We start from the raw sequence: 24,137 nt of genomic DNA, 5'->3' as shown, positions 1-24,137 counted from the left end.
CGTGCGGCCCCGGTGTGCGAGAGCGCCGCTGGACGAGCGTCCCCACGCGGGACCACTGATGAGGGTAATAACTGTGCTTGAAGCCTATCGCAAACACTCCGAAGAGCGTGCCGCCCAGGGTATCGTGCCCCAGCCGCTGAACGCCGAACAAACCGCCGGCCTGGTCGAGCTGCTGAAGAACCCGCCTGCTGGTGAAGAAGCCTTCCTTGTAGACCTGATCACCAACCGCGTTCCCCCAGGGGTAGACGAAGCCGCCTATGTGAAGGCCGGCTTTCTGTCCGCGTTGGCCAAGGGCGAAGCCACCTCGCCCCTGATCGACAAGAAGCGCGCCACCGAACTGCTGGGCACCATGCAGGGCGGCTACAACATCCATACCCTGGTTGAACTACTCGACAGCGCCGAGCTGGCCAGCGTGGCCGCCGAACAGCTCAAGCACACGTTGCTGATGTTCGACGCCTTCCACGACGTGGCCGAAAAAGCCAAGAACGGCAATGCCCATGCCAAGGCCGTGCTCGAATCCTGGGCAGCCGGTGAGTGGTTCACCAAGCGCCCGGCTATCGCTGACAAATACACCCTGACCGTGTTCAAGGTGCCTGGCGAGACCAACACCGACGACCTGTCCCCTGCCCCAGACGCCTGGTCGCGCCCAGACATCCCGCTGCACGCCTTGGCCATGCTGAAAATGGCCCGCGACGGCATCGTGCCTGAGCAGCAAGGCGCCATTGGCCCACTCAAGCAGATCGAAGAAGTGAAGGCCAAGGGCTTCCCCGTGGCCTACGTCGGTGACGTGGTCGGTACGGGTTCCTCCCGCAAATCGGCGACCAACTCGGTACTGTGGTTCTTCGGTGACGACATTCCTTACGTACCGAACAAGCGCGCCGGTGGCTTCTGCTTTGGCACCAAGATCGCCCCTATCTTCTACAACACCATGGAAGACGCCGGCGCCCTGCCCATCGAGTTCGACGTGTCGAACCTGGAAATGGGCGACGTGATCGACGTGTACCCCCACGCCGGCAAGGTGTGCAAGCACGGCACCGATGAGGTGATCACCACCTTCGAACTCAAAACTCCCGTGCTGTTGGACGAGGTGCGCGCTGGCGGCCGTATCCCACTGATCGTGGGCCGTGGCCTGACCGACAAGGCCCGCGCCGAGCTGAACCTGGGCAGCACCGACCTGTTCAAACTGCCGGAAGCCCCGGTCGACACCGGCAAGGGCTACACCCTGGCGCAGAAAATGGTGGGCAAGGCCTGTGGCCTTGAAGCTGGCAAGGGCGTTCGCCCAGGCACCTACTGTGAACCGAAGATGACCACCGTGGGGTCCCAGGACACCACCGGCCCGATGACCCGCGACGAGCTGAAAGACCTGGCTTGCCTGGGCTTCTCGGCCGACCTGGTGATGCAGTCCTTCTGCCACACCGCTGCTTACCCGAAACCCATCGACGTCACCACTCACCACACCTTGCCTGACTTTATCCGCACCCGTGGTGGCGTGTCCCTTCGCCCAGGCGACGGCATCATTCACAGCTGGCTGAACCGCATGCTGCTGCCGGACACCGTAGGCACCGGTGGCGATTCCCACACCCGCTTCCCCATGGGCATCTCGTTCCCGGCCGGCTCCGGCCTGGTAGCTTTCGCGGCGGCCACGGGTGTAATGCCGCTGGACATGCCTGAATCGGTACTGGTGCGCTTCAAAGGCAAGATGCAGCCTGGCATTACGTTACGCGACCTGGTTCACGCCATTCCGTACTACGCCATCCAGAAAGGCCTGCTCACCGTTGAGAAGAAGGGCAAGAAAAACGCCTTCTCTGGTCGCATCCTGGAAATCGAAGGCCTGGACGAGCTGACGGTCGAGCAAGCGTTCGAGCTGTCCGACGCCTCGGCTGAGCGCTCTGCCGCCGGTTGCACCATCAAGCTGCCGGAAAAGGCCATCGCCGAGTACCTGCAATCCAACATCACCCTGCTGCGCTGGATGATCAGCGAAGGCTACGGCGATGCGCGCACCCTGGAACGCCGTGCCCAAGCCATGGAAGCCTGGATTGCCAACCCGGAACTGATGGCCGCAGACGCGGACGCCGAATACGCCGAAGTGATCGAGATCGACCTGTCCGAAGTGAAAGAGCCTGTGCTCTGCGCACCGAACGACCCGGACGATGCCCGCCTGCTGTCCACGGTGGCTGGCGAGAAAATCGATGAAGTGTTCATCGGTTCGTGCATGACCAACATCGGCCACTTCCGCGCTGCGGGCAAGCTGCTGGACAAGGTCAAAGGCGCCATCCCAACTCGCCTGTGGCTCTCCCCCCCGACGAAGATGGATGCCCACCAGCTGACCGAGGAAGGCTACTACGGCATCTACGGCAAAGCCGGCGCACGTATGGAAATGCCAGGGTGCTCGCTGTGCATGGGTAACCAGGCACGGGTAGCGGCCAACGCTACCGTTGTGTCCACGTCTACTCGTAACTTCCCCAACCGCCTGGGTGACGGTGCCAACGTGTACCTGGCCTCTGCAGAATTGGCTGCTGTGGCATCGATTATCGGCAAACTGCCGAGTGTCGAAGAGTACATGGGCTATGCGCAAAACATCGACAGCATGGCAGCCGATGTGTACCGCTACCTGAGCTTCGACCAGATCGCCGATTTCCGTGATGCTGCGGAAAACGCCAAGATCCCGGTCGCGCAGGTGTAAACAGCACGCTGCTTGCTGAAAGCACTGCCCGCTTAGGGTGAATACCCCCGGTCGCTGGACACCTGTTCAGCACCGGGGGTTTTTATTAAGGCGATATGCTCGATGTTTGGCTTGCGCCCCGTATCTGCCTCGAATTTCGCATCTCCCACCATGCCGTGCCCGAGATACCAGACTTAAGTTATCAAGCTACTAAACCGTTCCTGGAATATGATTATTTTTGAAGGTGAGCAAAGCCAGTTCACGATGAATAATCTATAGCCAATATCTGTGAGTCAGGCGTTAAAGAGTAGAATGAGTGTGGAACCCAAGAATCTATATAGATAGAATCTCCTTCATTTAAAACATCCTGCCGCTGAGCTCCTTTACTGCTCCAACGTACGCTGACGCTTAAGGCAGCATCGAACAGATGACGAACGAAAAGTCCACTCATTAAGGCTTCATACCCGGCCACCCCAATATGTTTCGTTATGCAAACGGCATCTAAACCGCCAATCACATCAACATCCATGATATTTTGACATTTGACCAATTCGGCAAGATCTGTTTTTCGCTCAATAACAGATGCACATGAGTATCTATTTTTTCTGTCATACCTGCCCCAAGACTAAAGATATAAGTTCTTCGTACCAGATGTACGGATTTATTTTTTGTCCTTTGTAAGGCTGGTCGTCAAAATATCTAAGCTGTATGGCTTGACCAAAATATTTCTCATTTTCGAAATTTTTTAGCTCATCTTCATTCATGATGCCGCCCTGGCTTTCGAAGCTTTGCAAAGAACCTGCGCATAACAGGACGACGTAGTCGGGCTTGATAGTTGCGAGATACCTTTTAGCCTTGACATGCATAGCAATAGGCGCATATACCTCTTCAGGAAACCAGCGCGCCAACCAGGCTGCTCCCAATTCTGCATGCTCTGCATCCCTATCATAATCGGATATTTCCGGATCGCCAGCTAATATATAGTGCCCTATATCATGAAACATAGCTGAAACAATCATAGCCGCATCACATTCAGCATTAACTGCTTGTTGCGCACACCATAAAGAATGGCTAGCAACAGTTTGTCTACTAGTAAGCATTATGTGCTCGCAGCGCCGCATTGCCTCATGCAATACAGACGTCACCTCTGCAACCTTTAAACCATCATGCGCGCAAATATAGGGCTTCTGCATTTTTCAGCTCCTCATAACTCACAAACCAAATACATCATTCCGTGATGAAATACTATCACTGATGGTGCTTATATTGTTTTCTTGCTGCATTTGATAGGCAACTTGGCGCATTGCATAAACTGATGCACGCATCAGGTTATTTTGCACAGATATAGATCGACACACCCGCTTCTTCCAATGACGTGAGAGGTGCATTAAAGTAAGTGGTTGGCGCAACGAGTAAGGAGCATTTTCTATTCCGGCGCTTATCGAATTCCAACACATCGGATCCGTTAGCTTCTTTTGAATGAATGAAGATCGCATCTGCACATGCCTGATAGTAACTCGCCGCTCTCTCCAACGCCCTGTCTACACCCATGCCAGCAATGAGAGCCTCTGTACGAGCAATTACCGTAAATTGCTCATTTACTTTGGAGTGCTGGGCAGCTTTGATTTTACCTGCGAACTTGCCCACCGTGCTCAACGCAGTTCGCCCGCGATGAATGAATTTATCTTTGAAAATTGTTTATCTTCCAGAAAAACTCCTGCTGTCCCGTAATGCGAGAGCCGTTTAACAATGCACTTGACGCTATTGAAATTACCAAATTCTGAATCACCGTCAAATAAAATCGGAATGTAAACAGCGTCATGCATGACTTTCGTGATATCCACGACCTCGCTCCATGAGGCTTCGTTGCAATCTCTAAGCCCTAGCGATGATGAAATTGAAAGACCAGAGGCCCAGACGGCGGCAAATCCACTTTCTTCGGCAATCCGAACAGGCAGACCATTGTGCGCCTCCAGAATAAGATCCAGCTTCGAATTAAGCAGCTTTTTGCGGAATTCTGCAGTATGCCGAAAATTTGACATTTCATTCACCGTCCACTGGTTAGATCTGTCTTTTTAGTCTTACCCCCAAGTCATTTAAAATTCAAGTTTTTTTAAAAAAATCTCGTGCAACCAGAAACCATATAAGTTACTTGGTATAAAAATATTGTTACAATTTTCTCAAAAAAAGAGCTTTAGTTTCTTGATTTTATTGGATCCAGAGTATAGCCTTCGAAAAGTCCACTACCGGGCTAATAGAAACTATTGGAGAATACTATAAAATTTTTATCTCTAGCGGCATTCCAGCCGTTACCAGCAATAGTGTTAAGGTTCGTTCCGGCGGCGGCTCGGCAGCTTCCAAGTGAAATTTCAGCTCCAAAAATCTGTGGTGGGGGTTTTGCCTCATTACAGATTACTTCTCTCAGGGCGGACACTCCAGACATATGAATCATGCGATTGGGCGCTACGCGGCTTGGCCAAATTCTCCCCTTCCGACTCAAGCCAACATAGCTATCAATGGAAACATACCAAACAGGGCCCACCAGTTTTGTGATCCTATCGTAGTCGCAAATGGTATGAGGCTATCTACTCTATCCACCTATTGACTTCGACTTGTACTGGGATGGCACCCAAATATTGTTCCAGCTTGAGGTCACTTGGCTCAATCCACGAGTTAAATTCTGAAATTCTGCCAATCAATAACTCGTGCTCTACTGCAGGACGTTCAGCAGCCCCTCTTTGTTCTTCAATCGCGGCCTGCGGTGAGATGACTAAATATTAAGTTTTCGTGAACCTTGCTACCTCCAGCGGAACGCCACCCAGGGCATCGCCACATACAGGCACCTGATGTGGCAACCTGGAATTGAAAATGCCCTCTGCTCCCTTTTGCTTGCTGATCGACCAGCTGTGCCAGCTAAGCCGTCTTCCTGATGCCAAGGCGTTGTATGAGCGTACGGCGCTAAATATCGATGGAGTAGATATCAGCCTGGTTGAGCGCCAAGGGGCTGCCAGTGAAATCATTATTCACTGTGATCTTGGCGCCCTGCCCACCCGCCGACGTGACGAGGTGTTGTGCAGGCTGCTGGAAATCAATTTCAACCTGTTCACCGGTTCGGCCAGCCCTGTATGCACGGTAAACCCTCAAACAGGCCGCGCCACCCTTGCAGCGGTTGCCCCTTTGCCAGGGCTTGGCGCCATAGGGTTGCTGGAACTGCTAGGGCAATTGGCCGACATGGCCAACGCGTGGCGCCAGGGGTATTTTCTTGAGGGCACGCCCGCGCGCGCTAACCTGCAGCGGGGGGTGGCGCGATGAATTTTTCGCCACTGAGTGCATTGCGGGGGGTGCTATACCCCAACGGCCCGCTGGCTGACGTGGAGCGCGCTCAGCCAGTTGAAACGAGCGCTGTAGGCAGTGCCGCGCCTCGCCAGATCAGCCATAGCACCGATGCGCCCTTGAATGCCCAACAGTTGCAGCAACTGGCTCAACCTTCGTCCATGGCAGCGCTGGAAACGCGGGCAGTGCCGGCATTGGCGCCGCTACAACACGCTGCCCAAGCGCTTGCTGCACAGGCCAATCATCTGCCACCCAGCGAAGTGGCAAAGCGGCGCATGGCGCTGGAAGGCGCCTTGCTCCTGGCCCATCCGGGGCTGGACTTCTATAGCGCTGGAGACCTGCTCGACCGTGGGCAAGCCTCACCCCTAGCGCCGCGAGTGCCGGAGGTAGAAGTGACTACGTTCATGCAGCACATCGGCGGCCTGTTCAGTGACCCTCAGCACGCCAGCCTGGCGCACGATCAGGTATGTGCGGCCCTGGACGAAGGCCTGGAGCGTATGGCCAGGCATCTGGAAGGGCACGAGGCTTTTTTTCACCAAGCGCTTCAGAGCCCGCTGACCGACACTCAACGCACCCAGATCAACGCCGGGCACCGGGCTTTCATCGATACCGCCACCGCCTGGCAACACAGTGTAGGGCAACTGCTGGAAACCACGCGTACGCTCGTTGATGAGCGTCTTGAAGCTGCACAAAGGGTACTTAAGCCGCTGCAAGCGCAGGCGCCTAAAAACCATGAACAAGCCCAGCGTGTCGCGGTAGCTGAACAGAATGTGCAGGCCTGGCAAGTACTGCACGATCATTTCACGCAAGTGTCGGATGGCACCAATCCCGTTGATCAGGCTGCCAAACGCGTGCAACTGGACGACCATGTTACCGCCTTGAATGCCTTGCGCAAAGGCTGGTTCACCCAGCTGGCCACCAGTATGGCGGAGGGCATTGCGCAAGGCATCGCCTCCGCGTTGCTGTTCGTTATGGCGCGTGCCTACGTAGACCCTCGGCTGACAGTGCTCAGCTTGGTGACCCAGTCCTTGGCCAACGGCGCCGCCATGGGTGCTGTGCATGAGGGGCTGGATAGCATTGTCAAGCCCGCTGCACGCGAAGCGCTCGCTAGCCTGGGATTAAGGGAGAGTACAGAGGTACCGGTAGACAGCCTGATTCATGACGCCTCACGCGCCACGGTGGTGAATGGGCGCTATCACGAGCGCACCGACACGGAAATGGCTGCAGAACAGGCCGTGGTGGAACAGGCTCGTACGAAGTTTCTCAACAGCCAGAACGACTTCAAGACCGGCACCCTGAGAGGCGATGCGCTTACCTACCTCAACCAACCCTTGGCCCAGATGGTTCGCCAATTAGTGAGTGTTACCTCAGACCAGAATACAGGCAGTGTGCCGGCGCGTGGAGCGACCTCGTTTGCAGGCGGGGTGGGCATGGCGTTCACCCAAGCCCTGGGCAAGCTAAACACAACCTACAGGCACGATGGCCGCGACCTGCCGACACACGTGCCCAAGGCCGCCCCTGAAGACAGCCTGTACGAACGGCTCGGAAAGGTTGTGAGCAAAGCCTTGCCCACTGTAGACCCGAGGCGTAGTGACGCGCGGGAAAGCTATGCGAGCAAAATATGGAGTGCTGCCGAAGGGATGCTCGGCTACAACGCCATCGGCAGAGCTATGGGTTCGCTGGATACCGCTACACGCTCAGGCGCTGCAGGTTCCGTGGCCCTTGCGTACATTCAAGCCGTAGCGCTGCTGCTGCCGTTCTATGCCAACCGGCAATCGGGGAGCGAAGCCAAGGCCGATGACACCGACCGTGTAAGCGGCGCCATCGCCAACGTGCTGCGGCCTGATCGCCCCACCCTTGCACACGGTACTCAGCCAGACACCGTTATGCGGGGTGTAGAAAACGGCTACAACCGTATACGGGGGCTCACGCAAGTGGCTCCACAACTCGCCACGATGCTGACTGAAGCCGCCGTAGGCACTACCGTTAGCCTTGGGGGCGCGTTAGGTAATACGGTGCGCCGCCGGAATAACGCCACGGTGGCGCCACAGCCGCCTGCCCCGATAGCTGCCAATCCACCCCGACTAAGCCTGGGTGACCTGTCCACGCCTGTAAGCCTGGATGTTGCACTTTCAAATGTGGGAAGCCACCCGCGTGTTCCTGCCCAACCCGCAGCCCAGGGCACCACAAGTGATCAGAGCAGCCCGCCTGGCGGGCCCTCTACCGTCGCTGGTACAGCGTCCTGAAGTACTGCTCTACCTGACCTTTTGCCAAGTGCCGCCTCCATAAAGCCCCCCCGCCCAAAGGCGGGAGGTAGAGGCGCTATAGGGAAGGCCTGGCTCTGTCAGAGGTATTCAAGAATGTGCGCCTGAAAATAAAGCACATCACCTTTATCTACATTCAACCAATAATGGGTCTGGTGAGGCGGATAACGCCTTACGCTAATAAATGAAAAGTTTCCAAACCATTCTTTGATGGCGCCTATCCTGTGCCCTCGATGGTCTCTGAGGTAGAAATGGCAATAATCGGGGTGGCTGTTATCGAGTACGAGCTCGATTTTCCAGGGATCGGTCACCGAAGCAATCGTGTAGAAACCTACGTACCCATCCGAGCTCACACCCAGCTTCGCGCCTGCCCAAGGTGAACCTGGGGCACCACTGATGTTGTAATACAGGCGGGTTCCGGATTGCCTGATAAAGTCGAATTGGAACATTGCGCCGGCTTGCGGGGTTTTGCATTGAATAAGCCAACCTTCCATTTCACTGGGCGCATCGGTCGTAAACCCAACCGGGTACCACACGTCGGCCTGAGCGCTTTGAAGCGTGGCAATAAATGATCGTCCGTTGATGTCAGCCATGTGGGCGTCCCTCTTGACAGTTTAAGGAGGTGCGCACAATGCGCACGCTCCCAACATAAGAAGGACCCAGGGTGACGAGCAGAGGGAACGGCTAGCCGCCTGGTCGCCCCGTGCAGGAGCGACCAGGCAGAGATAGTTACACCACGCTGTGAGAGACCGCCGGGCTCAGGGCCAGGTCAGCCAGCTCCCGGTTGGCTACGGCATACATGGCATAGTCCGTGGTAGTGGCAGCACGAAGGTCGTCCAGCATGCCACGCCAGCGCTCCACGTGGGCACGATGCTGTTCCAGCCACAGCGCAACCCGTGCATCCACGTCATCCGGCGCTTCCTGAAGTTGAAGCACGGAAATCGTGATCGCCCGCTGTTGCAGGTCCAGGTCATCCCTGAAGGCCTCACGCGCCAGGGCCTGCCAGTTGCTCTGCACAGGCAGGCTGCTGATCTGCTGGAGGTACCAGTTCAGGTCCAATGCACTGCCACTGGCGAAGAACGCCTTGGCCACATTGGCGGCACTTTGCCCTGTGACGTCGGACGCCTCAATGATCGGCAACAGGTTGTAGAGGTACGTGGTGCCTGCAACCATCCGTGCCAGCAGCTCAGGTACACCCGCTTCCACGTAGGCCTGATACCGCCCTTCCCACGCACTTTGCGTCGGGCCTTGCAGCAGCTCGTTGAGCTTGAGCCCCAGAGCCGTGATATGGGGCCCGAAGTGGGCAACGTCACGGCCAGCGTCCTGGTCATTGCGCCGGTTGCGCAGGAACCAGCGTGTGGCACGGCGGCCCAGGCGCATCAGCTCTTCCATAAGGCTCAACTGAAGCTCGGCAGGCACGAGGTAGTCCAGGGCTTCGATCTGGCGGAACCAGTGAGGCAGGTGGAAGATGTCCCGTACCACCACATACGCACCGGCCACTGCCGCGGCGCTCATGCCAGTGGATTCCTTCAGGCGCTGCACGAAGGTGATGCCCATGTGGTTCACCAGGTCGTTGGCGATCTGGGTGCTGACGATTTCGCGCTTGAGGCGGTGACGGCGCATGGCCGTACCGTACTTGGCCACAAGGCTAGGTGGGAACGCGGTTTCCATGTCCCGGGTGAGGTAATCGTCATCCGGTACGTTGGAGTTGAGCAGCGTCTCCTTCAGGTCGATCTTGCTGTAGGAAATCAGCACACACAGCTCGGCACGTGTGAGGCCGCGGCCTGTGCTTGCACGCTCGGCCAGTTGCTCCTCGTTGGGCAGGAATTCAATGGCACGGTCCAGCTTGCCACGGCTTTCCAGGTCCCCAATCAACCGTTTGTACTCGGCAAGGCGGTCGTTGGCACGGCGGGCCGCGATAGACAACGCCTGGGTCTGCTTGTAGTTGTTGCCCAGCACCAGGTTAGCCACTTCATCGGTCATGCTGCCCAGCAGTTCGTTGCGCTGTTTCTCGGTGAGGTCACCGGCGGCCACAGCCTCGTTGAGCAAAATCTTGATGTTCACTTCGTGGTCGGAGCAGTCCACACCACCGGCGTTGTCGATGAAGTCCGTGTTGGTGGCGCCACCGTGCAGGCCGTACTCCACGCGGCCCAGTTGGGTCATGCCCAGGTTGCCGCCCTCGCCCACAACCTTGCAGCGCAGTTCATCGCCATTGACGCGCAAGGCGTCGTTGGCCTTGTCGCCCACATCGGCATGGCTTTCTTCACTGGATTTCACATAGGTCCCGATACCGCCGTTCCACAGCAGGTCCACAGGTGCCTTGAGTAGCGCATGAAGCAGCTCGGTGGGCGTCAGGCGATCGGCCTGAATATCGAACCGTGCTTTCATTTGCGGGCTGATGGCGATGCTCTTGGCGCTGCGCTGGAAGATACCGCCGCCGGCAGAGATCAGCGACGCGTCGTAATCGCTCCAGGCCGAGCGCGGCAAATTGAACAGGCGCTGACGCTCGGCAAAGCTCAGTGCGGCATCCGGGTTGGGGTCGATGAAAATGTGCAGGTGGTTGAAGGCGGCTACCAGTTGCAGCGTGTCCGACATCAGCAAGCCGTTGCCGAATACGTCACCGGCCATGTCGCCTACGCCGATCACGGTGATGTTGTCTTTCTGCACGTCGATGCCGCGCTCGCGGAAGTGGCGCTGCACCCCTACCCAGGCACCACGGGCGGTGATCCCCATGCCTTTGTGGTCGTAACCGGCCGAGCCACCGGAGGCAAAGGCGTCACCCAGCCAGAAGCCATAGCTGGTCGCAATGCCGTTGGCGATGTCCGAAAAGGTCGCGGTGCCCTTGTCGGCGGCTACCACCAGGTAGGGATCGTCGCCGTCGTGGCGCACCACGTTGGCCGGTGGGACGACTTCACCTTCCTTGAGGTTGTCCGTGATGTCCAGCAAGCCGGAAATGAAGAGGCGATAGCAGGCGATGGCCTCGTTCTGTACCTCGTCACGGGTACCACCCACGGGCAGGCGGCGCGGAATGAAACCGCCCTTGGCACCCAGGGGCACAATGACGGAGTTTTTAACCTGCTGCGCCTTCACCAGGCCCAGCACTTCGGTACGGTAGTCTTCTTCACGGTCCGACCAGCGCAGGCCGCCACGGGCCACGTTGCCAAAGCGCAAGTGCACGCCTTCCACGCGGGGGCAGTACACAAAGATCTCGAACTTGGGCACTGGCCGTGGCAGTTCCGGAATCAGTGAAGGGTTGAACTTGAAGCTGAAGTACGGCTTGGGCTGCCCATCGGCACCCGGCTGGTAGAAGTTGGTGCGCTGGGTGGCTTTGATCAGGTCCAAGTAACGCCGCAAGATGCGGTCCTCGTTCAGCACCTGGACATCATCCAGCGCCGCGAGAATGGCCTGTTCCAGGCGTTGCTGCTTGTCGTCCAGGTCATCGCCGGTCAGCTTGCGCGCCAGGTAGAAGCGGGTCTTGAACAGCCGCGTCAGTTCGCGCGCAATGTCTGTATGGTTGTTCAGCGCCGCCGCGATATAGCCCAGGTCGAAGCCCAGGCGGATCTGCTTGAGGTAGCGCGCGTAGGCGCGCAGCAGCGCCACGTCACGCCATGGCAGGCCAGCGGTCAGTACCAGGCGGTTGAAGGCATCGTTCTCGGCATCGCCGTTGACGATGTGCACGAAGGCATCCTGCAAGGTGTCATTGAGTTGTTGCAGGTCCAGCTTCAAGCCGTCGGCGTAGGTGAAGGCGAAGTCGTGAATCCAGAATTCGCGGCCATTGCGGTTGCGCAAGCGATAGGGGAATTCACCCAGCACGCGCAGGCCCAGGTTTTCCAGAATCGGCAACACGTCCGACAGGGCCAGGGGCACATCGGCATGGTACAGCTTGCAGTGCAGCTGGCGTTCACCGCCTTGAGCCAGTGGCTGGTAGAAGCTCATCACCAAGGGCCGGGCATCGCTCAGGGCCTGCAGGTGCTGCATGTCCACCACAGCCGAGTGCGCAGCAAACCGCTCGCGGTAGCCAGCAGGGAAGCCTTTGGGGAATTCGGCCAGCAGGTTGGTGCCTTGGGCTTCGCCGAAGTTCTCGATGGTCATGGCATGGTAATCGTCCTGCCAGGAACGGCAGGCCTGTACCACTTCACGCTCCAGCTGCTGCGGGTCGATGTCCTGGCGGTTGGCTGGGTCTACCCGAAGAATCAGCTGCACGCGTGCCAGTACCGACTCGGAGAAGAAGGTCCAGAATTCGCAGTCGCTGGCCTTGAGGCGGTCCATCAGTACCTGCTGGATCTTCTGGCGCACCTCCGTGGAATACACGTCGCGCGGTACATAGGCCAGGCAGTAGCAGAAGCGGCCGTACGGGTCCTTGCGCAGGAATACACGCACCTTGGCGCGCTCCTGGATCTGCACGATGGACATCACGGTGCTGAACAGCTCGTCCACCGGGGTCTGGAACAGGTCGTCGCGGGGCAACACTTCGATCACCTGGGCCAACTCCTTGCCCAGGTGGGCGCCCATGTCGAAGCCCGAACGGCGCTCGATTTCGGCCACTTTGCTACGCACGTAGGGGATCTGGTGCACGACGGTGCCATACACCGCCGAGGTGTACAGGCCCATGAAGCGGCATTCCTTGGTCACGCGGCCGTCGGCATCGATCTGCCGGATAGACACGTAGTCCGGGTAGGCCGGACGGTGCACACGGCTGGGCTGGGCGGCCTTGGCGAATGACAGCAGCACCGGCTCGCGCAGGTACTTTAGGGCAAAGTCCTCGATACGCAGGTCTTCGGCGGTAAGCCCGGCACGCAGCAGGCGCGGCAAGCCCAGGAAAGACTGCTCGTCATACACAAGATGGCCGCCCTGCGCGTCCTCGTGTACCTCGAATTCTTCGTAGCCCAGGAAGGTGAAGTGGTTGTCCACCAGCCACTGCAGGAATACCTTCACTTCAGCTTTTTCGGCGCCATCGACCGGCCACGGGCTGTTGTCCACCAGCGCCAGCATGTCATGGAGCTTGGCTTTCATGGGGTCGAAGTCCGCCACGGTGGCGCGTACTTCGCCCAGCACCTCAAGCAGCGCACTGGACAACCCGGCCAGGCCGGAAGCTGTGGCACAGCGGTCGATCTCCAGGTACATCAACGATTCCTGGGCCACGCCTTCGCCATGGGTATTTTTCGGCAACACCTCCAGCAGCTCGCCGGCCGCGCCGCGGCGCACGCTCAGTACAGCGGTCTGCAAGGTGTGGATGCTATAGCCCCGGCGGTTGAGCTCGGTGCGCACCGAGTCCACCAGGAACGGCAGGTCTTCGTGCAGCACCTCTACCACGCTGTGGGTAGACTGCCAGCCGTGGCGTTCGTAGTCTGGGTTGTATACCCGCACCTCAGGCTGCTGGGGCTTGAAACGTTGCATCAGGCGCCAGGCCGACAACGTGCAGCCGGCGAGGTCAGACAACCGGCGCTCGGTCAATTCATCCAGGGAAATGATGCCAAAGAACTGGTCGGCGAACAGGGCTACTTGTGGCAGGGCATGTTCGTCAACGTGCTGGGCCAGTACCGCCTGCAGTTGATGCTGGAAGTCGGCTTTGCTGGCCGCAGTGAAAAACGCCATCTGTGATACTCCGCTTGGGCTTTGTATTTGGTGGAAGCGTAGCCTGTGTGCTCTGCCTGGCCGGGCCTGCGTGCGGCCAGGAACCTTTGGCAGAGCGTTATGAAGCCTTTGGGCTATGACATGGGCAGATTGTTCAACCCCTGCCGCCAGTGTCATCAACGCCTCAGCTTAGCGACACTTGCCCTGTGACATCTTGCCACAGCGCGACATATTCGGTCAGCCCAGGGTTGCACCAAGCGCAACCTCTAACAGCAATGAATGGCTGGGCCGGGGCCCGCTGTGAAAAACCATGCGGCGTGCCACAATGCGCCATCCTTTTTCGAGATCAGACCATGCACATGAAAGCAGCGCTGTTGATGGGCAACCCCTGCGATGAAGAAGAAGACAACCTGGCCCTGTTCTGCTGCCAGGGCACCGAAGGCGAAATGCTGCTGCTGTCCCGGGCGCCGGGCGAAGACGACGTGGAGCTGGTATGGGATGAGCAGGCGGTCACCGCACGGGACTTCCGGGTGACCTTGAGCGCAAGCCGGCTATGGGTAGACCTGCCCGCTGACACCGAGGCGCCCTTTTCCGCCGTTCGGCTAAGCGCAGACCTGACCGACGCTTTGGTAGACCTGGAAGACGTTCAGGCGGCCTTGCAGGTCATTCTTCAAGGCACCGGCACCTTGGTCCTGGAGTAGCGCCCCTATGCTGTTCGACGCCCATTGCCACATCATCGACCCGCGCTTTCCGTTGGTACCCAACCAAGGCTACCTGCCGCCAGCGTTCGACGTCGGCGCCTACCTGGCACAGGCTACGCCCTTGGGGGTGACCGGCGGCGCCGTGGTGTCGGGGTCCTTCCAGGCGTTTGACCAGGCCTACCTGATCGACGCATTGAAACGCCTGGGCAAGGGGTTCGTGGGCGTGACCCAAGTGGAAGCGACTGTCACAGACCAGGCATTGGCCGACCTGCATACCCATGGCATACGGGCCCTGCGGTTCAACCTGCGCCGCGGCGGCTCCGAGCCGCTGGGCCAACTGGAACGCATGGCCCAGCGGGTGCACGCATTATTCGGCTGGCATGTGGAACTGTACGTGGACAGCCGCGACCTGGCGGGCCTGACGCCCCGATTGCTGCGCCTGCCAGCGGTCAGCATCGACCACTTGGGATTGAGCGGCGAAGGCCTGCCTGCCCTGCAACGGCTGGTGGAGCAAGGGGTTCGGGTGAAGGCTTGTGGTTTTGGCAGGGTCGATTTCGCCGTGGGCCCGGCCTTGCAGCAACTGGATGCGGCCAACCCCCACGCATTGATGTTTGGCAGCGACTTGCCGTCCACCCGTGCGCCCAGGCCTTTCCAGGCGGCCGATATCACCTTGATCAAAGATGCGCTGGGCGAGGCACGAGCGCAGGCCGTGCTGTGGCGCAACGCCCAGGCGTTCTACCGCTGTGGCCACCCGTAGCCGTTGCAACCTTTCTCCGCTCAAGCGGCCAGGCCTACCAACAGCACCACTTCCAGGCATTCCACCAGCGCGCCGGCGGTATCGCCTGTGGTACCGCCAAGGCGACGCATCAGCCACCAACGCAGGCCAACAAAGGTGGCAATTCCAATCAGCATCACCGCGCCGAGGGCCATGAACCCGGCCAGCAAGCAGGCCCCCACTACCCACCACCCTGCCGAGCGAGGCACATGGGTGGCCAGGGTTTCTCCAAGCCCGCCAGGCCGTACGTAAGGGGTGGTGAGAAACAGCGCCAGCAGTGCGGCCCGGGCCAACACCGGCACCCAGAGCCAGGCATGCCCAGCGGGTGCTATTGTCACTAAGGCGGTGAATTTCAGCAGCAGGAGCACTATCAGGGCCACGACCGCCATGGGGCCGCTGCGCGGATCCTTCATGATCGCCAAGGTGCGCCTGCGATCCCCATAGCCCCCTACCCAGGCATCCGCTGTGTCGGCGAAACCGTCCAGGTGCAGGCCTCCAGTAAGGGCTACCCAGGCCGCCAGCAATAGCGCCCCATGAAGCAGTGCCGGTGCCCCAGCCAGCCCCCGGTCCAGCACGGCCAGCAAGGTAGCGAACAACACCCCTACCGCGGGATAGAACAGCAGCGAACGCCCGTTCTCAGCTGCTGTGGGGATACGCTTGAGCCGCACGGGCAAGCTGCTGAGAAACTGCAAAGCGATCCACCAAGGCAGGATCATAAGGCGCTCCACTGGCCGGCGTCGCTGAGGGCCACAGGGTGCAGCTCGCCATGCCCCACAACCACCTGCAACAGCTCGCCAGGTGGCAACCCGCGGGCCTGGGCCAGCAGCACTCGCATCACACCGGCGTGGCTGATCACCAGCAGCCGCTGGCCGGTGTAGTTGGCCTGCAGCAGGTCGACAGCGCTGTTGATCCGTGCGCAAAACGCTGCCAGCGGCTCACCACCGGGCGGGGTGAAGCTGAACGGGTCCTCCCAGAACCGGCCAAGGGCGTCGGCCTGGTCTACCATCAGCTCAGCGGCTGAAAGGCCTTCCCACGCGCCAAAATGCAATTCACGTAGGTCTGGCACGGTCAGCAGCGGCAGTGATAGACGATCAGCCAGCACCGCTGCAAAGGCGGCACACCGTTGCAAGGGTGAGGTGACGATGGCATCCCAAGGCCCCTGCCCCGTGACAGCGGTTTCCAGGGCTGCCCAGCCTGCTGGTGTCAGCGCGTCGTCCAGGCTGCCGCGAAAGCCACCGCCGCGCTCGGTTTCACCGTGACGCAGCAGGTCCAGGCGCAGGCTCATTGGGCGCGGTCCGCCACGGCTGCTTCGGCAAAGGTGGCCATACCGTTGTGCAGTTCACAGGCCAGCCTCATCAGTGGCACCGCCAAAGCCGCGCCACTGCCTTCACCCAGCCTCAAGCCCAATGCAAGCAACGGCTGTGCGTTCAATGCCTCAAGCAAGCGTGCATGCCCCGGCTCTGCGCTTTGGTGAGCGAAGAATAACCACGGCAGGCAGCCGGGGTTCAAGCGTACGGCCAGCAACGCGGCGACCGAGCAGATGAACCCATCGACCAGGCACGGCACCCCGGCCTGGGCGGCACCCAGGTAACTGCCCACCAGGCCTGCGATTTCAAACCCCCCGAAACAGGCCAGCGCCGCGAGCGGCGCCTGAAGCTGCGGGGCGTGAGCCTCAAGGGCCGCCTCGATCACATTCGCCTTATGGGCGACACCTTGAGGGTCCAGCCCGGTACCGGGGCCGACCAGCTCGGCAGGGGCACAGCCCAGCAGCCAGCACCCTAACGCAGAGGCTGCTGTGGTGTTGCCGATGCCCATTTCCCCACCGATGAACAACTGTGCCCCAGCAGCGGCAGCAGCCTGGGCCGTTTCCCGCCCCACGTGCAGCGCCTGCTCGCACTGTTCTGGCGTCATGGCGGGCTCATGGGCAAAGTTACGGGTTCCTGCACCCAGCCGCACCTGGCGAACGCCGGGCAGGTCCAGCGGCACGACCGTGCCCAGGTCCACCACCGCCATCTGTGCGCCCAGGCTCCTGGCTAGCACGCTGATAGCGGCGCCCCCATTGATAAAGTTGCGCAGCATCTGGCCCGTCACGGCCTGCGGGTAGGGTGAGACCCCTTCCGCCACGATACCGTGGTCCCCAGCGAACAGGCCGATGTGCACATTGGCGACCTTGGGCGAAGGCGTGCCCTGTAGCGCTGCGAGCCGAACCGCGATAGCTTCGAGCTGGCCTAGGGAGCCTGCAGGCTTGGTCAATTGACGCTGACGCTCCTGTGCAACAGCCGTGAACTGAGTATGTGCTTGCGCACAGGGCGCTAGCCACCAGGCCGTGGTCATGGGGTAGGTCCTTTCAAGGTCAGAGGAAGGCCAGCCACGGTAAGCACCACGTGCTGGCAGCGTTCAGCGATAGCCTGGTGGAGCAGCCCAGCTTCATCCACATAGCGGCGGGTGAGCTCACCCAAGGGAACGATGCCCAGGCCGGTTTCATTGCTCACCAGAATGATCTCGCCAGGCAACTGGCCTAACGTGACCAGCAGGGCGTCTCGCTCAGTGGCCAGGCGTTCGGGGCTGTCCAGCATCAGCAGGTTAGTGAGCCACAGGGTCAGGCAGTCCACCAGCACACAGGCTCCTGGGGCGGCATGGGCGCTCAGTACGCTGGCCAACGCCAGGGGCTCCTCGACCAGTGCCCATTCCGCCGGGCGCCTGGCTTGGTGCAAGCGCACGCGGGCATCCAGCTCAGCGTCCCGTGGTTCGCTGGTTGCGATGTAGGTAACGGGCAAGCCGCTGGCCATCGCAAGGCTTTCCGCCAGCTTGCTTTTACCAGACCGCGCGCCCCCCAGTATCAGCCGGCGCATGTCACATGCCTCCTTGGCACAAGGTGCGCAGCCGCGGTGTGTCCAGATGCTGCTCCACCAGGTCGGCCAGGCGCTCGATATCACGCTCACGCAGGCCGTGGTAGTCCAGCTCGTTCGCCCCTTGCAGCCCCGCCCAATGCAGCAGTGCCGCGCAGGCAGGTGCCGACTCGAACAGGCCGTGGACATAGGTGCCCATCACTTGGCCGTCTGCGCTGATGGCACCGTCGTCTCGACCATCGGCCAGGCGTAGCGCCGGGCGGCACAGGTCTGGCCCCTGGCTGATGCCCGCATGGATCTCATACCCCTGCACGGGCACCGCTTCGGCCGATAGCCAGCCACTAACGTTGCGTAACTGTTTATCTGCCGCCAGGGTAGTCTCCAGTGCTAGCCACCCCAGCCCCTCGCTTACCCCCGCAGGCCCCTCCAGGCCAAGGGGGTCGGCGATGCGCTGGCCCAGCATCTGCAAGCCGCCGCAGATCCCCAGCACCTTGCCGCCATAGCGCAGGTGCCGGGTGATGGCCGTGTCCCAGCCGCCCTCACGCAGCCGTGCCAGGTCGGCACGGACACTTTTGGAGCCCGGCAAGATGATCAGGTCGGCCGGTGGCACCGGCTCGCCTGGCCGCACGAAGGTGAGCGCGACCTGGGGATGAAGGCGCAAAGGGTCAAAGTCGGTGTGGTTGCTGATGCGTGGCAGTACGGGCACCACCACACGCAGCAACTCGCCCTGCTTGGCCGGTTGCCGGCTGTCGACCGCGTCTTCGGCTTCCAGATGAAAGTCCGTGAGGTAGGGCAACACCCCTAGCACTGGCTTTCCAGTGTGGGCTTCAAGCCAGTCCAGCCCGGGCTGGAGCAAGGCAAGGTCGCCTCGGAAGCGGTTGATCACGAAGCCCTGTACCCGCGCCTGCTCGGACGGCGAAAGCAGTTCAAGGGTGCCCACCAGGTGAGCGAACACGCCCCCTCGGTTAATATCTGCTACCAGAATCACCGGGCAATCCACGGCTTCGGCAAAGCCCATGTTGGCGATATCGCCCTCGCGCAGGTTGATTTCGGCAGGCGAGCCCGCCCCCTCCACCATCACCACGTCGTAGGCAGCGCCGAGGCGTTCGTGGGATTCAAGCACGGCCTGCATGGCCGTGGCCTTATAACCGTGGTAGCGCAAGGCATTCATATTGCCCACCGCCTTGCCATGAATGATCACTTGAGCCCCAGTGTCACTGTTGGGCTTGAGCAGCACCGGGTTCATGTCGGTGTGTGCCGCTAGCCCACACGCTTGGGCCTGAACAGCCTGGGCACGGCCAATCTCGCCGCCATCAGCCGTCACAGCACTGTTGAGGGCCATGTTTTGCGGCTTGAAGGGCACCACTGTTTTTCCTTCACGGCGCAGCCAACGGCACAGCGCCGTCACCAAGGTGCTCTTGCCTGCGTCGGAGGTGGTGCCTTGTACCATCAGGGTCGGCATCAGGCCTCCTTGCTAAATGAGGCCAGGCCTTCGCCAAGCCGTTGCCAATGGGCTTCGCTGCTGGGCAGGCCAAAACGAAGGCTGCGGTTATGGAGAAACAGCCGCACCAGAATGCCTTGCCTGGCCAGGTGCAGGTAAAGGGCTTCGGCACGCTCGACCAGCACCCATTGGAACAGCGCGCACCCCCCTTCAGGCGCCAGGCCGTGCTCGGCCAGCAGCGCCGCAAGACGATCGGCCGCTTCTGTGCAGCGGGCTATCTGCTGGCGATGCCCGGCCTCGTCCAGCAGGCAGGCATGGCCCAGGGCACGGGTAGGGCCGCTAACGGCCCAAGGGCCCAGGTGGTCCAACAAGCCGGCCAGCAAGCGGGGCTCGGCCAGCGCAAAGCCTAGCCGTACACCGGCCAGGCCGAAGAACTTGCCAAAGGAGCGCAGCACCACCAGCCCTGGAAGGTGAGCGTCAGCCGCCAGGCTGTGCTGGGGCGTCATGTCCATGAACGCCTCGTCTACCACCAGCCATCCGCCCCGTGCCGCGAGGCGCGCATGCCACGCCAGCAGGCAGCTGCGCTCCAGCAGGCGGCCCGTAGGGTTGTTAGGGTTCACCACCACCAGTACATCGAGGCGGTCCAGGTAATCATCGGCTTCGCTGTCGGCGATTTCGCGTACCACATGCCCGCCTTTGCGCCATGCTTCGGCATGCTCGGCGTAACAGGGCGCCAGCACGCCTACCTTGCCAATGCGGCGAAGACGGGGCAATACCTGGATAGCTGCTTGGGAACCGGCCACCGGCAATACCTGACGCGCCCCGTAGTACTGGCAGGCGGCGGCTTCCAGGCCGTCATCGGGTTCGGGAAGGCGTGCCCAGGCCTGCGCTGGAATCGCAGGCACAGGCCACGCCCAGGGCGCGATGCCCGTGGACACATCCACCCACTCCCCCTCGTCACGCCCGAACGCCTGTGCAGCAGCACGCAGCCGCCCACCATGCTCAAGCATAGAATTGCCCCCCTACACAGATAATCAGCAGCCACAGCCAGACCCCGCGCTGCACCAAGCCCCAGGCGTTTTCAATGGACGAGGCGTCGGCGACCGGGCCTTCACCCAGTACCGGCCGGTGATGGACCTCCCCGTGATACATGGCCGGCCCACCCAGTTCTACGCCCAGGGCACCGGCGCCGGCAGCCATGACAGGGCCGGCATTGGGGCTGTCCCATAGCCGACCTTGCTGGCGCCAGCATCGCCAGGCCAGGCGGGTTTTGCCCAGCACGGCATAGGTAAGCGCCACCAGCCTGGCAGGCATCAGGTTGAGCACGTCATCGATACGCGCGGCGGCCCAGCCAAAACGTTCGAAACGTTCGTTGCGGTACCCCCACATGGCGTCCAAGGTATTGGCCAGGCGGTACATCACCACACCGGGCACGCCCCCTACTACGAACCAGAACAAGGCAGCGAATACGGCATCGCTACCGTTTTCCAGCGCCGACTCTGTGGCCGCTTTGGCCACACCCGTTCCATCCAGGGCTTCGGTATGTCGGCTTACCAGGCGGCCTACCCGCTCGCGTGCGCGTTCGAGGTCCCCGGCACGTAAGGCCTGTGCTACCGGCAACAGGTGCTCGCCCAGGCTGCGCAAGCCCAACGCCCAATACAGCACCAGTACCTCTACCACACCGCCAATCAAAGGCAGCCACGACAACAAGGTCAATATCAGCACGGGGGGCACTACGGCCATCAGCCAGGCGGTCACACCATGGCTGCGCCAGCCGTGGCCTGCGAAGTTGAACCGTTGCTCAAGCCGTTGCGCCAAATTGCCAAAGCCCACCAGGGGGTGCCATCGGCGAGGTTCACCCAGCAAAGCGTCCAGCGCGACCCCGGCAACACAGGTCAAGGCCAGCATCACAGTGTTGCCCCCCATGTATCGTTGAACACCAATTCATCGAGTGGGCGTTCTTGTGCCCAACCTTCAAGCACCAGCATCGGCTCCGGATAGAACTGGGCCACCGGCCCCAGGCACAGCACCGCCAAGGGCTTGCCGCCAGCGGGTATGCCCAGCAACGCACTCAGGCGCTCAGGGTCGAACAGGGATACCCAGCCCATGCCCAGCCCCTCGGCACGGGCGGCCAGCCACAGGTTCTGCACCGCGCACGACAGCGAGGCAATGTCCATTTCCGGCAACGTACGGCGCCCGAACACATGCTGTTCGCGGCCATCGGCCAAGGCCACCACCAGCAGCTCGGCACACTCAAGTACCCCTTGCACTTTGAGGGCCATGAAATCGTCGGCCCGCTCATTCAAGGCCTGGGCCGTGCGCAGGCGCTCTTCTTCCACCAAATGATGGATCGCACGGCGAAGGGCCAGGCTGCGGATACGGATAAAGCGCCAAGGCTGCATCAGCCCTACGCTTGGCGCCTGGTGAGCCGCTAGCAGCAAGCGTTGCAACACGTCAGGCGCTACCTCCCCCCCTATGAAGTGGCGCATGTCTCGCCGCTCGGCAATGGCGCGGTACACGGCTGCTTTCTCTGCGTCGCTGTAGGCGTGCTCGCTCATGCGGCCTCCTCGGCGGGGCACAGCAATGCTGCACTGGCGGCAAGGTCGGACGGAAAGTAGAAATGTACATAGGAGGCCGTTAGCCGGCCTACGCGGTAGATCGCCTCGGCCCCCCGCCCGCCGTTAGGGCTCCGGCCACGGGTAGTAGGCGCCCAGGGCGATGTGGTCAGGGAATGGTGGTAGGTGTGCCCTTTCAGGCACCCCTCCTCCAGCGCTACCTCCTGCAATGCCAGGGCAGCCAGGCGCTTTTGTAGCACCGCCTCGCCAGGCATCAGGCCCAGGAGGCTAGCGCGCTCGCCCTCCACATTGGTCAGCCCATCCAGCAGGTACAGCATGCCGCCGCATTCGGCCAGCAGCGGCTTACCGGCACGGTGGTGTGCGCGAATAGCCTCTAGCATCGGCGTATTGGCGGCCAATTGATGGTGATGCAATTCCGGATAGCCTCCGGGCAGGTAAAGGCTGTCGCACGGCGGCAGTTCCTCATCAACCAGGGGAGAGAAAAAGACCAGCTCGGCACCCATGGCCCGGAGCGCGTCCAGGTTGGCGTTATAAAGGAACGCGAAGGCCTGGTCACGGGCGATGGCAATGCGTACGCCCTCCAGCAACAGCGCTGGGGCCGCAGGCTCGGGCGCGCTGAAACACACAGGGGGTGGCAACGCATCATCGCAGGTGGCCGCCAGCGCCTGAGCCGCCGCATCGAGCCGACGGTCCAGGTCTTCCAGTTCGCTGGCCTGCACCAGGCCCAGGTGCCGGCTGGGCAAATTGATTGCCTGTTCGCGCGGCAAGCCGCCGAACCAGCGAAGGCCTTCGGTCAGGCTGTCGCGCAACAACTGGCTGTGCCGTTCGCTGCCCACACGGTTGGCCAGCACGCCCACGAAGGACAACGCCGGCCGGTACCGGGCCAGGCCCAAGGCCAGCGCACCGAAGGTCTGGGCCATGGCCGTACCGTCGATCACGCCCAGCACGGGTACGCCCAGTTCGATGGCCAGGTCTGCACTAGAGGGAAGGCCGTCGAACAGCCCCATCACCCCTTCGATCAGGATCAGGTCCGCCGTTTCTGCCGCCTCCCAGAGTAGCCGCCGGCTTTGCGCTGCGCCTACCATCCACAGGTCCAGCTGGTACACAGGCGCGCCGCTGGCACGCTCGAGAATCATGGGGTCGAGAAAATCCGGCCCGCACTTGAACACGCGCACCTTGCGGCCACGGTTGCGGTGCAGGCGCGCCAGTGCAGCCGTGACCGTGGTTTTACCCTGGCCCGAGGCAGGCGCAGCGATGAGTACTGCAGGGCAGTGCCGGGCCGTACTCACCACTCGATACCCTTTTGTGCCTTGATGCCCGCTTGGAAAGCATGTTTGACCACGCCGATTTCGCTCACGGTGTCAGCCGCCTCCAGCAGTTCGGGGCGAGCCGTACGGCCCGTAACGATGGCATGCTGCAAGGGGGGCCGTGCTTGAAGGTCTGCCACCACCGTATTCACATCCAGGTAGCCATGCTTGAGGGCGATATTGAGCTCGTCGAGCAGCACGAAATCCACGGCGGGGTCGGCCAGCAAACCTTTGGCAACTGCCCAGGCCGACTCGGCCGCGGCAATGTCACGTTGGCGATCCTGGGTCTCCCAGGTAAAGCCTTCACCCATCACATGAAAGCTGACTTCCTCTGGAAAGCGGCGGAAAAACGCCTCCTCACCCGTGGAGTTGCGCCCTTTGATGAATTGCACCACGCCACAGCGCATGCCATGGCCCAAGGCGCGGGCCAACATGCCAAAACCGGAGCTGCTTTTACCTTTGCCATTTCCGGTCAGCACCAGCAGCAGGCCGCGCTCGTCAGCGGAGGCGGCAATGCGGGCGTCCATTACGGCCTTCTTGCGCACCATACGGGCCTGGTGGCGTTCGTCACGCTCGGTAGTGTCGTTCATGTGCTGCCAGGTCCTTCACTGCGGTCACTGGCGGGTGCGCACCGACGCCATGCCTCGGCCCTACG

At 60.9% G+C, this 24,137-nt stretch carries 21 protein-coding genes; 5 read left to right on the top strand and 16 right to left on the bottom strand.

Features of this window, described 5'->3' with window-relative positions; genetic code table 11:
* Positions 1 to 73 precede the first annotated feature (73 nt).
* Positions 74 to 2,683, top strand: a complete 2,610-nt coding sequence (acnB, locus tag HBH25_RS09355; protein WP_168083857.1) for a bifunctional aconitate hydratase 2/2-methylisocitrate dehydratase — start codon at positions 74 to 76, stop codon at positions 2,681 to 2,683.
* A 238-nt stretch (positions 2,684 to 2,921) separates the two neighbouring features.
* On the opposite strand, the gene HBH25_RS09350 is transcribed toward acnB, so the two are convergent.
* The 4 genes from HBH25_RS09350 to HBH25_RS23510 all read right to left on the bottom strand — a co-directional run bounded on the left by HBH25_RS09350 (position 2,922) and on the right by HBH25_RS23510 (position 4,704).
* Positions 2,922 to 3,191 carry a cupin domain-containing protein gene (locus HBH25_RS09350; protein WP_168083645.1) on the bottom strand — a complete coding sequence of 90 codons (270 nt, stop codon included), beginning with the start codon at positions 3,189 to 3,191 and terminating at the stop codon, positions 2,922 to 2,924.
* A gap of 79 nt (positions 3,192 to 3,270) precedes the next feature.
* A complete protein-coding gene (locus HBH25_RS09345) occupies positions 3,271 to 3,855 on the bottom strand; it encodes an HD domain-containing protein (RefSeq protein WP_168083644.1) in 585 nt (194 codons plus the stop codon).
* 136 nt (positions 3,856 to 3,991) lie between these two features.
* Entirely contained in the window at positions 3,992 to 4,309 is a 318-nt protein-coding gene (locus HBH25_RS23515; RefSeq protein ID WP_168083643.1) for an isocitrate lyase/phosphoenolpyruvate mutase family protein, read from the bottom strand.
* A gap of 5 nt (positions 4,310 to 4,314) precedes the next feature.
* Positions 4,315 to 4,704, bottom strand: coding sequence for an isocitrate lyase/phosphoenolpyruvate mutase family protein (locus tag HBH25_RS23510; protein WP_168083642.1), 390 nt, complete (start codon positions 4,702 to 4,704; stop codon positions 4,315 to 4,317).
* An 826-nt stretch (positions 4,705 to 5,530) separates the two neighbouring features.
* On the opposite strand from HBH25_RS23510, the gene HBH25_RS09330 reads away from it, so the two are divergent.
* Together HBH25_RS09330 and HBH25_RS09325 are read left to right on the top strand one after the other, a co-directional pair.
* Entirely contained in the window at positions 5,531 to 5,974 is a 444-nt protein-coding gene (locus tag HBH25_RS09330; RefSeq protein ID WP_168083641.1) for a CesT family type III secretion system chaperone, read from the top strand.
* On the top strand, positions 5,971 to 8,241 hold the full coding sequence (locus HBH25_RS09325) for a type III effector HopM1 (RefSeq protein ID WP_168083640.1): 2,271 nt from the start codon (positions 5,971 to 5,973) through the stop codon (positions 8,239 to 8,241). Before HBH25_RS09330 ends, HBH25_RS09325 begins: the two co-directional genes overlap by 4 nt.
* Positions 8,242 to 8,339: 98 nt before the next feature.
* Here HBH25_RS09325 and HBH25_RS09320 read toward each other — a convergent pair whose 3' ends face one another.
* Positions 8,340 to 8,852 (bottom strand): hypothetical protein, encoded by a 513-nt coding sequence (locus HBH25_RS09320; RefSeq protein WP_168083639.1) that lies wholly within the window; start codon positions 8,850 to 8,852, stop codon positions 8,340 to 8,342.
* Between the two features lie 136 nt (positions 8,853 to 8,988).
* Positions 8,989 to 13,854 carry an NAD-glutamate dehydrogenase gene (locus HBH25_RS09315; protein WP_168083638.1) on the bottom strand — a complete coding sequence of 1,622 codons (4,866 nt, stop codon included), beginning with the start codon at positions 13,852 to 13,854 and terminating at the stop codon, positions 8,989 to 8,991.
* Between the two features lie 332 nt (positions 13,855 to 14,186).
* Here HBH25_RS09315 and HBH25_RS09310 point away from each other — a divergent pair, with 332 nt between their 5' ends.
* Both HBH25_RS09310 and HBH25_RS09305 read left to right on the top strand, forming a co-directional pair.
* The gene (locus HBH25_RS09310) at positions 14,187 to 14,534 is read left to right on the top strand and encodes a hypothetical protein (RefSeq protein ID WP_168083637.1); all 348 of its coding nucleotides are present in this window, start codon (positions 14,187 to 14,189) and stop codon (positions 14,532 to 14,534) included.
* A gap of 7 nt (positions 14,535 to 14,541) precedes the next feature.
* Positions 14,542 to 15,291: an amidohydrolase family protein gene (locus HBH25_RS09305; protein ID WP_168083636.1), complete on the top strand. Its 750-nt coding sequence runs from the start codon at positions 14,542 to 14,544 to the stop codon at positions 15,289 to 15,291.
* A 20-nt stretch (positions 15,292 to 15,311) separates the two neighbouring features.
* Here HBH25_RS09305 and HBH25_RS09300 read toward each other — a convergent pair whose 3' ends face one another.
* Genes HBH25_RS09300 through cobO form a run of 10 tightly spaced genes read right to left on the bottom strand, consistent with a single transcriptional unit; the run spans position 15,312 to position 24,072 of the window.
* Positions 15,312 to 16,022: an adenosylcobinamide-GDP ribazoletransferase gene (locus tag HBH25_RS09300; protein WP_168083856.1), complete on the bottom strand. Its 711-nt coding sequence runs from the start codon at positions 16,020 to 16,022 to the stop codon at positions 15,312 to 15,314.
* A complete protein-coding gene (locus HBH25_RS09295) occupies positions 16,022 to 16,594 on the bottom strand; it encodes a histidine phosphatase family protein (protein WP_168083635.1) in 573 nt (190 codons plus the stop codon). The genes HBH25_RS09300 and HBH25_RS09295 overlap by 1 nt, the downstream gene beginning before the upstream one ends.
* Positions 16,591 to 17,643: a nicotinate-nucleotide--dimethylbenzimidazole phosphoribosyltransferase gene (cobT, locus tag HBH25_RS09290; RefSeq protein ID WP_168083634.1), complete on the bottom strand. Its 1,053-nt coding sequence runs from the start codon at positions 17,641 to 17,643 to the stop codon at positions 16,591 to 16,593. The genes HBH25_RS09295 and cobT overlap by 4 nt, the downstream gene beginning before the upstream one ends.
* The gene (gene cobU, locus HBH25_RS09285; protein WP_168083633.1) at positions 17,640 to 18,161 is read right to left on the bottom strand and encodes a bifunctional adenosylcobinamide kinase/adenosylcobinamide-phosphate guanylyltransferase; all 522 of its coding nucleotides are present in this window, start codon (positions 18,159 to 18,161) and stop codon (positions 17,640 to 17,642) included. Before cobU ends, cobT begins: the two co-directional genes overlap by 4 nt.
* 1 nt (position 18,162) lies before the next feature.
* Positions 18,163 to 19,620, bottom strand: a complete 1,458-nt coding sequence (locus HBH25_RS09280) for a cobyric acid synthase (RefSeq protein WP_168083632.1) — start codon at positions 19,618 to 19,620, stop codon at positions 18,163 to 18,165.
* Positions 19,620 to 20,609, bottom strand: coding sequence for a threonine-phosphate decarboxylase CobD (cobD, locus tag HBH25_RS09275; protein ID WP_168083631.1), 990 nt, complete (start codon positions 20,607 to 20,609; stop codon positions 19,620 to 19,622). Before cobD ends, HBH25_RS09280 begins: the two co-directional genes overlap by 1 nt.
* Entirely contained in the window at positions 20,602 to 21,507 is a 906-nt protein-coding gene (gene cbiB, locus HBH25_RS09270; RefSeq protein ID WP_420708468.1) for an adenosylcobinamide-phosphate synthase CbiB, read from the bottom strand. Before cbiB ends, cobD begins: the two co-directional genes overlap by 8 nt.
* Positions 21,507 to 22,157 carry a 5,6-dimethylbenzimidazole synthase gene (gene bluB, locus HBH25_RS09265; protein ID WP_168083630.1) on the bottom strand — a complete coding sequence of 217 codons (651 nt, stop codon included), beginning with the start codon at positions 22,155 to 22,157 and terminating at the stop codon, positions 21,507 to 21,509. The genes cbiB and bluB overlap by 1 nt, the downstream gene beginning before the upstream one ends.
* Positions 22,154 to 23,464, bottom strand: a complete 1,311-nt coding sequence (locus HBH25_RS09260; protein ID WP_168083629.1) for a cobyrinic acid a,c-diamide synthase CobB — start codon at positions 23,462 to 23,464, stop codon at positions 22,154 to 22,156. The genes bluB and HBH25_RS09260 overlap by 4 nt, the downstream gene beginning before the upstream one ends.
* Positions 23,461 to 24,072 carry a cob(I)yrinic acid a,c-diamide adenosyltransferase gene (gene cobO, locus HBH25_RS09255; RefSeq protein WP_168083628.1) on the bottom strand — a complete coding sequence of 204 codons (612 nt, stop codon included), beginning with the start codon at positions 24,070 to 24,072 and terminating at the stop codon, positions 23,461 to 23,463. Before cobO ends, HBH25_RS09260 begins: the two co-directional genes overlap by 4 nt.
* Between the last annotated feature and the right edge of the window lie 65 nt (positions 24,073 to 24,137).

Origin of the sequence: Pseudomonas quercus (assembly GCF_012033695.1) — a bacterium.
Lineage (GTDB): Bacteria > Pseudomonadota > Gammaproteobacteria > Pseudomonadales > Pseudomonadaceae > Aquipseudomonas > Aquipseudomonas quercus.
Note: the sequence above shows the minus strand (reverse complement) of the source record. Positions and strands in the feature narration are given on the sequence as shown.

Coding starts and splice junctions, on each gene's coding strand:
- HBH25_RS09350 (WP_168083645.1), bottom strand. CDS start 3,191: ATGGATGTTGATGTGATTGGCGGTTTAGATGCCGTTTGCATAACGAAA.
- HBH25_RS09345 (WP_168083644.1), bottom strand. CDS start 3,855: ATGCAGAAGCCCTATATTTGCGCGCATGATGGTTTAAAGGTTGCAGAG.
- HBH25_RS23510 (WP_168083642.1), bottom strand. CDS start 4,704: ATGTCAAATTTTCGGCATACTGCAGAATTCCGCAAAAAGCTGCTTAAT.
- HBH25_RS09330 (WP_168083641.1), top strand. CDS start 5,531: ATGCCCTCTGCTCCCTTTTGCTTGCTGATCGACCAGCTGTGCCAGCTA.
- HBH25_RS09325 (WP_168083640.1), top strand. CDS start 5,971: ATGAATTTTTCGCCACTGAGTGCATTGCGGGGGGTGCTATACCCCAAC.
- HBH25_RS09320 (WP_168083639.1), bottom strand. CDS start 8,852: ATGGCTGACATCAACGGACGATCATTTATTGCCACGCTTCAAAGCGCT.
- HBH25_RS09315 (WP_168083638.1), bottom strand. CDS start 13,854: ATGGCGTTTTTCACTGCGGCCAGCAAAGCCGACTTCCAGCATCAACTG.
- HBH25_RS09310 (WP_168083637.1), top strand. CDS start 14,187: ATGCACATGAAAGCAGCGCTGTTGATGGGCAACCCCTGCGATGAAGAA.
- HBH25_RS09305 (WP_168083636.1), top strand. CDS start 14,542: ATGCTGTTCGACGCCCATTGCCACATCATCGACCCGCGCTTTCCGTTG.
- HBH25_RS09295 (WP_168083635.1), bottom strand. CDS start 16,594: ATGAGCCTGCGCCTGGACCTGCTGCGTCACGGTGAAACCGAGCGCGGC.
- cobT (WP_168083634.1), bottom strand. CDS start 17,643: ATGACCACGGCCTGGTGGCTAGCGCCCTGTGCGCAAGCACATACTCAG.
- cobU (WP_168083633.1), bottom strand. CDS start 18,161: ATGCGCCGGCTGATACTGGGGGGCGCGCGGTCTGGTAAAAGCAAGCTG.
- HBH25_RS09280 (WP_168083632.1), bottom strand. CDS start 19,620: ATGCCGACCCTGATGGTACAAGGCACCACCTCCGACGCAGGCAAGAGC.
- cobD (WP_168083631.1), bottom strand. CDS start 20,609: ATGCTTGAGCATGGTGGGCGGCTGCGTGCTGCTGCACAGGCGTTCGGG.
- cbiB (WP_420708468.1), bottom strand. CDS start 21,507: ATGCTGGCCTTGACCTGTGTTGCCGGGGTCGCGCTGGACGCTTTGCTG.
- bluB (WP_168083630.1), bottom strand. CDS start 22,157: ATGAGCGAGCACGCCTACAGCGACGCAGAGAAAGCAGCCGTGTACCGC.
- cobO (WP_168083628.1), bottom strand. CDS start 24,072: ATGAACGACACTACCGAGCGTGACGAACGCCACCAGGCCCGTATGGTG.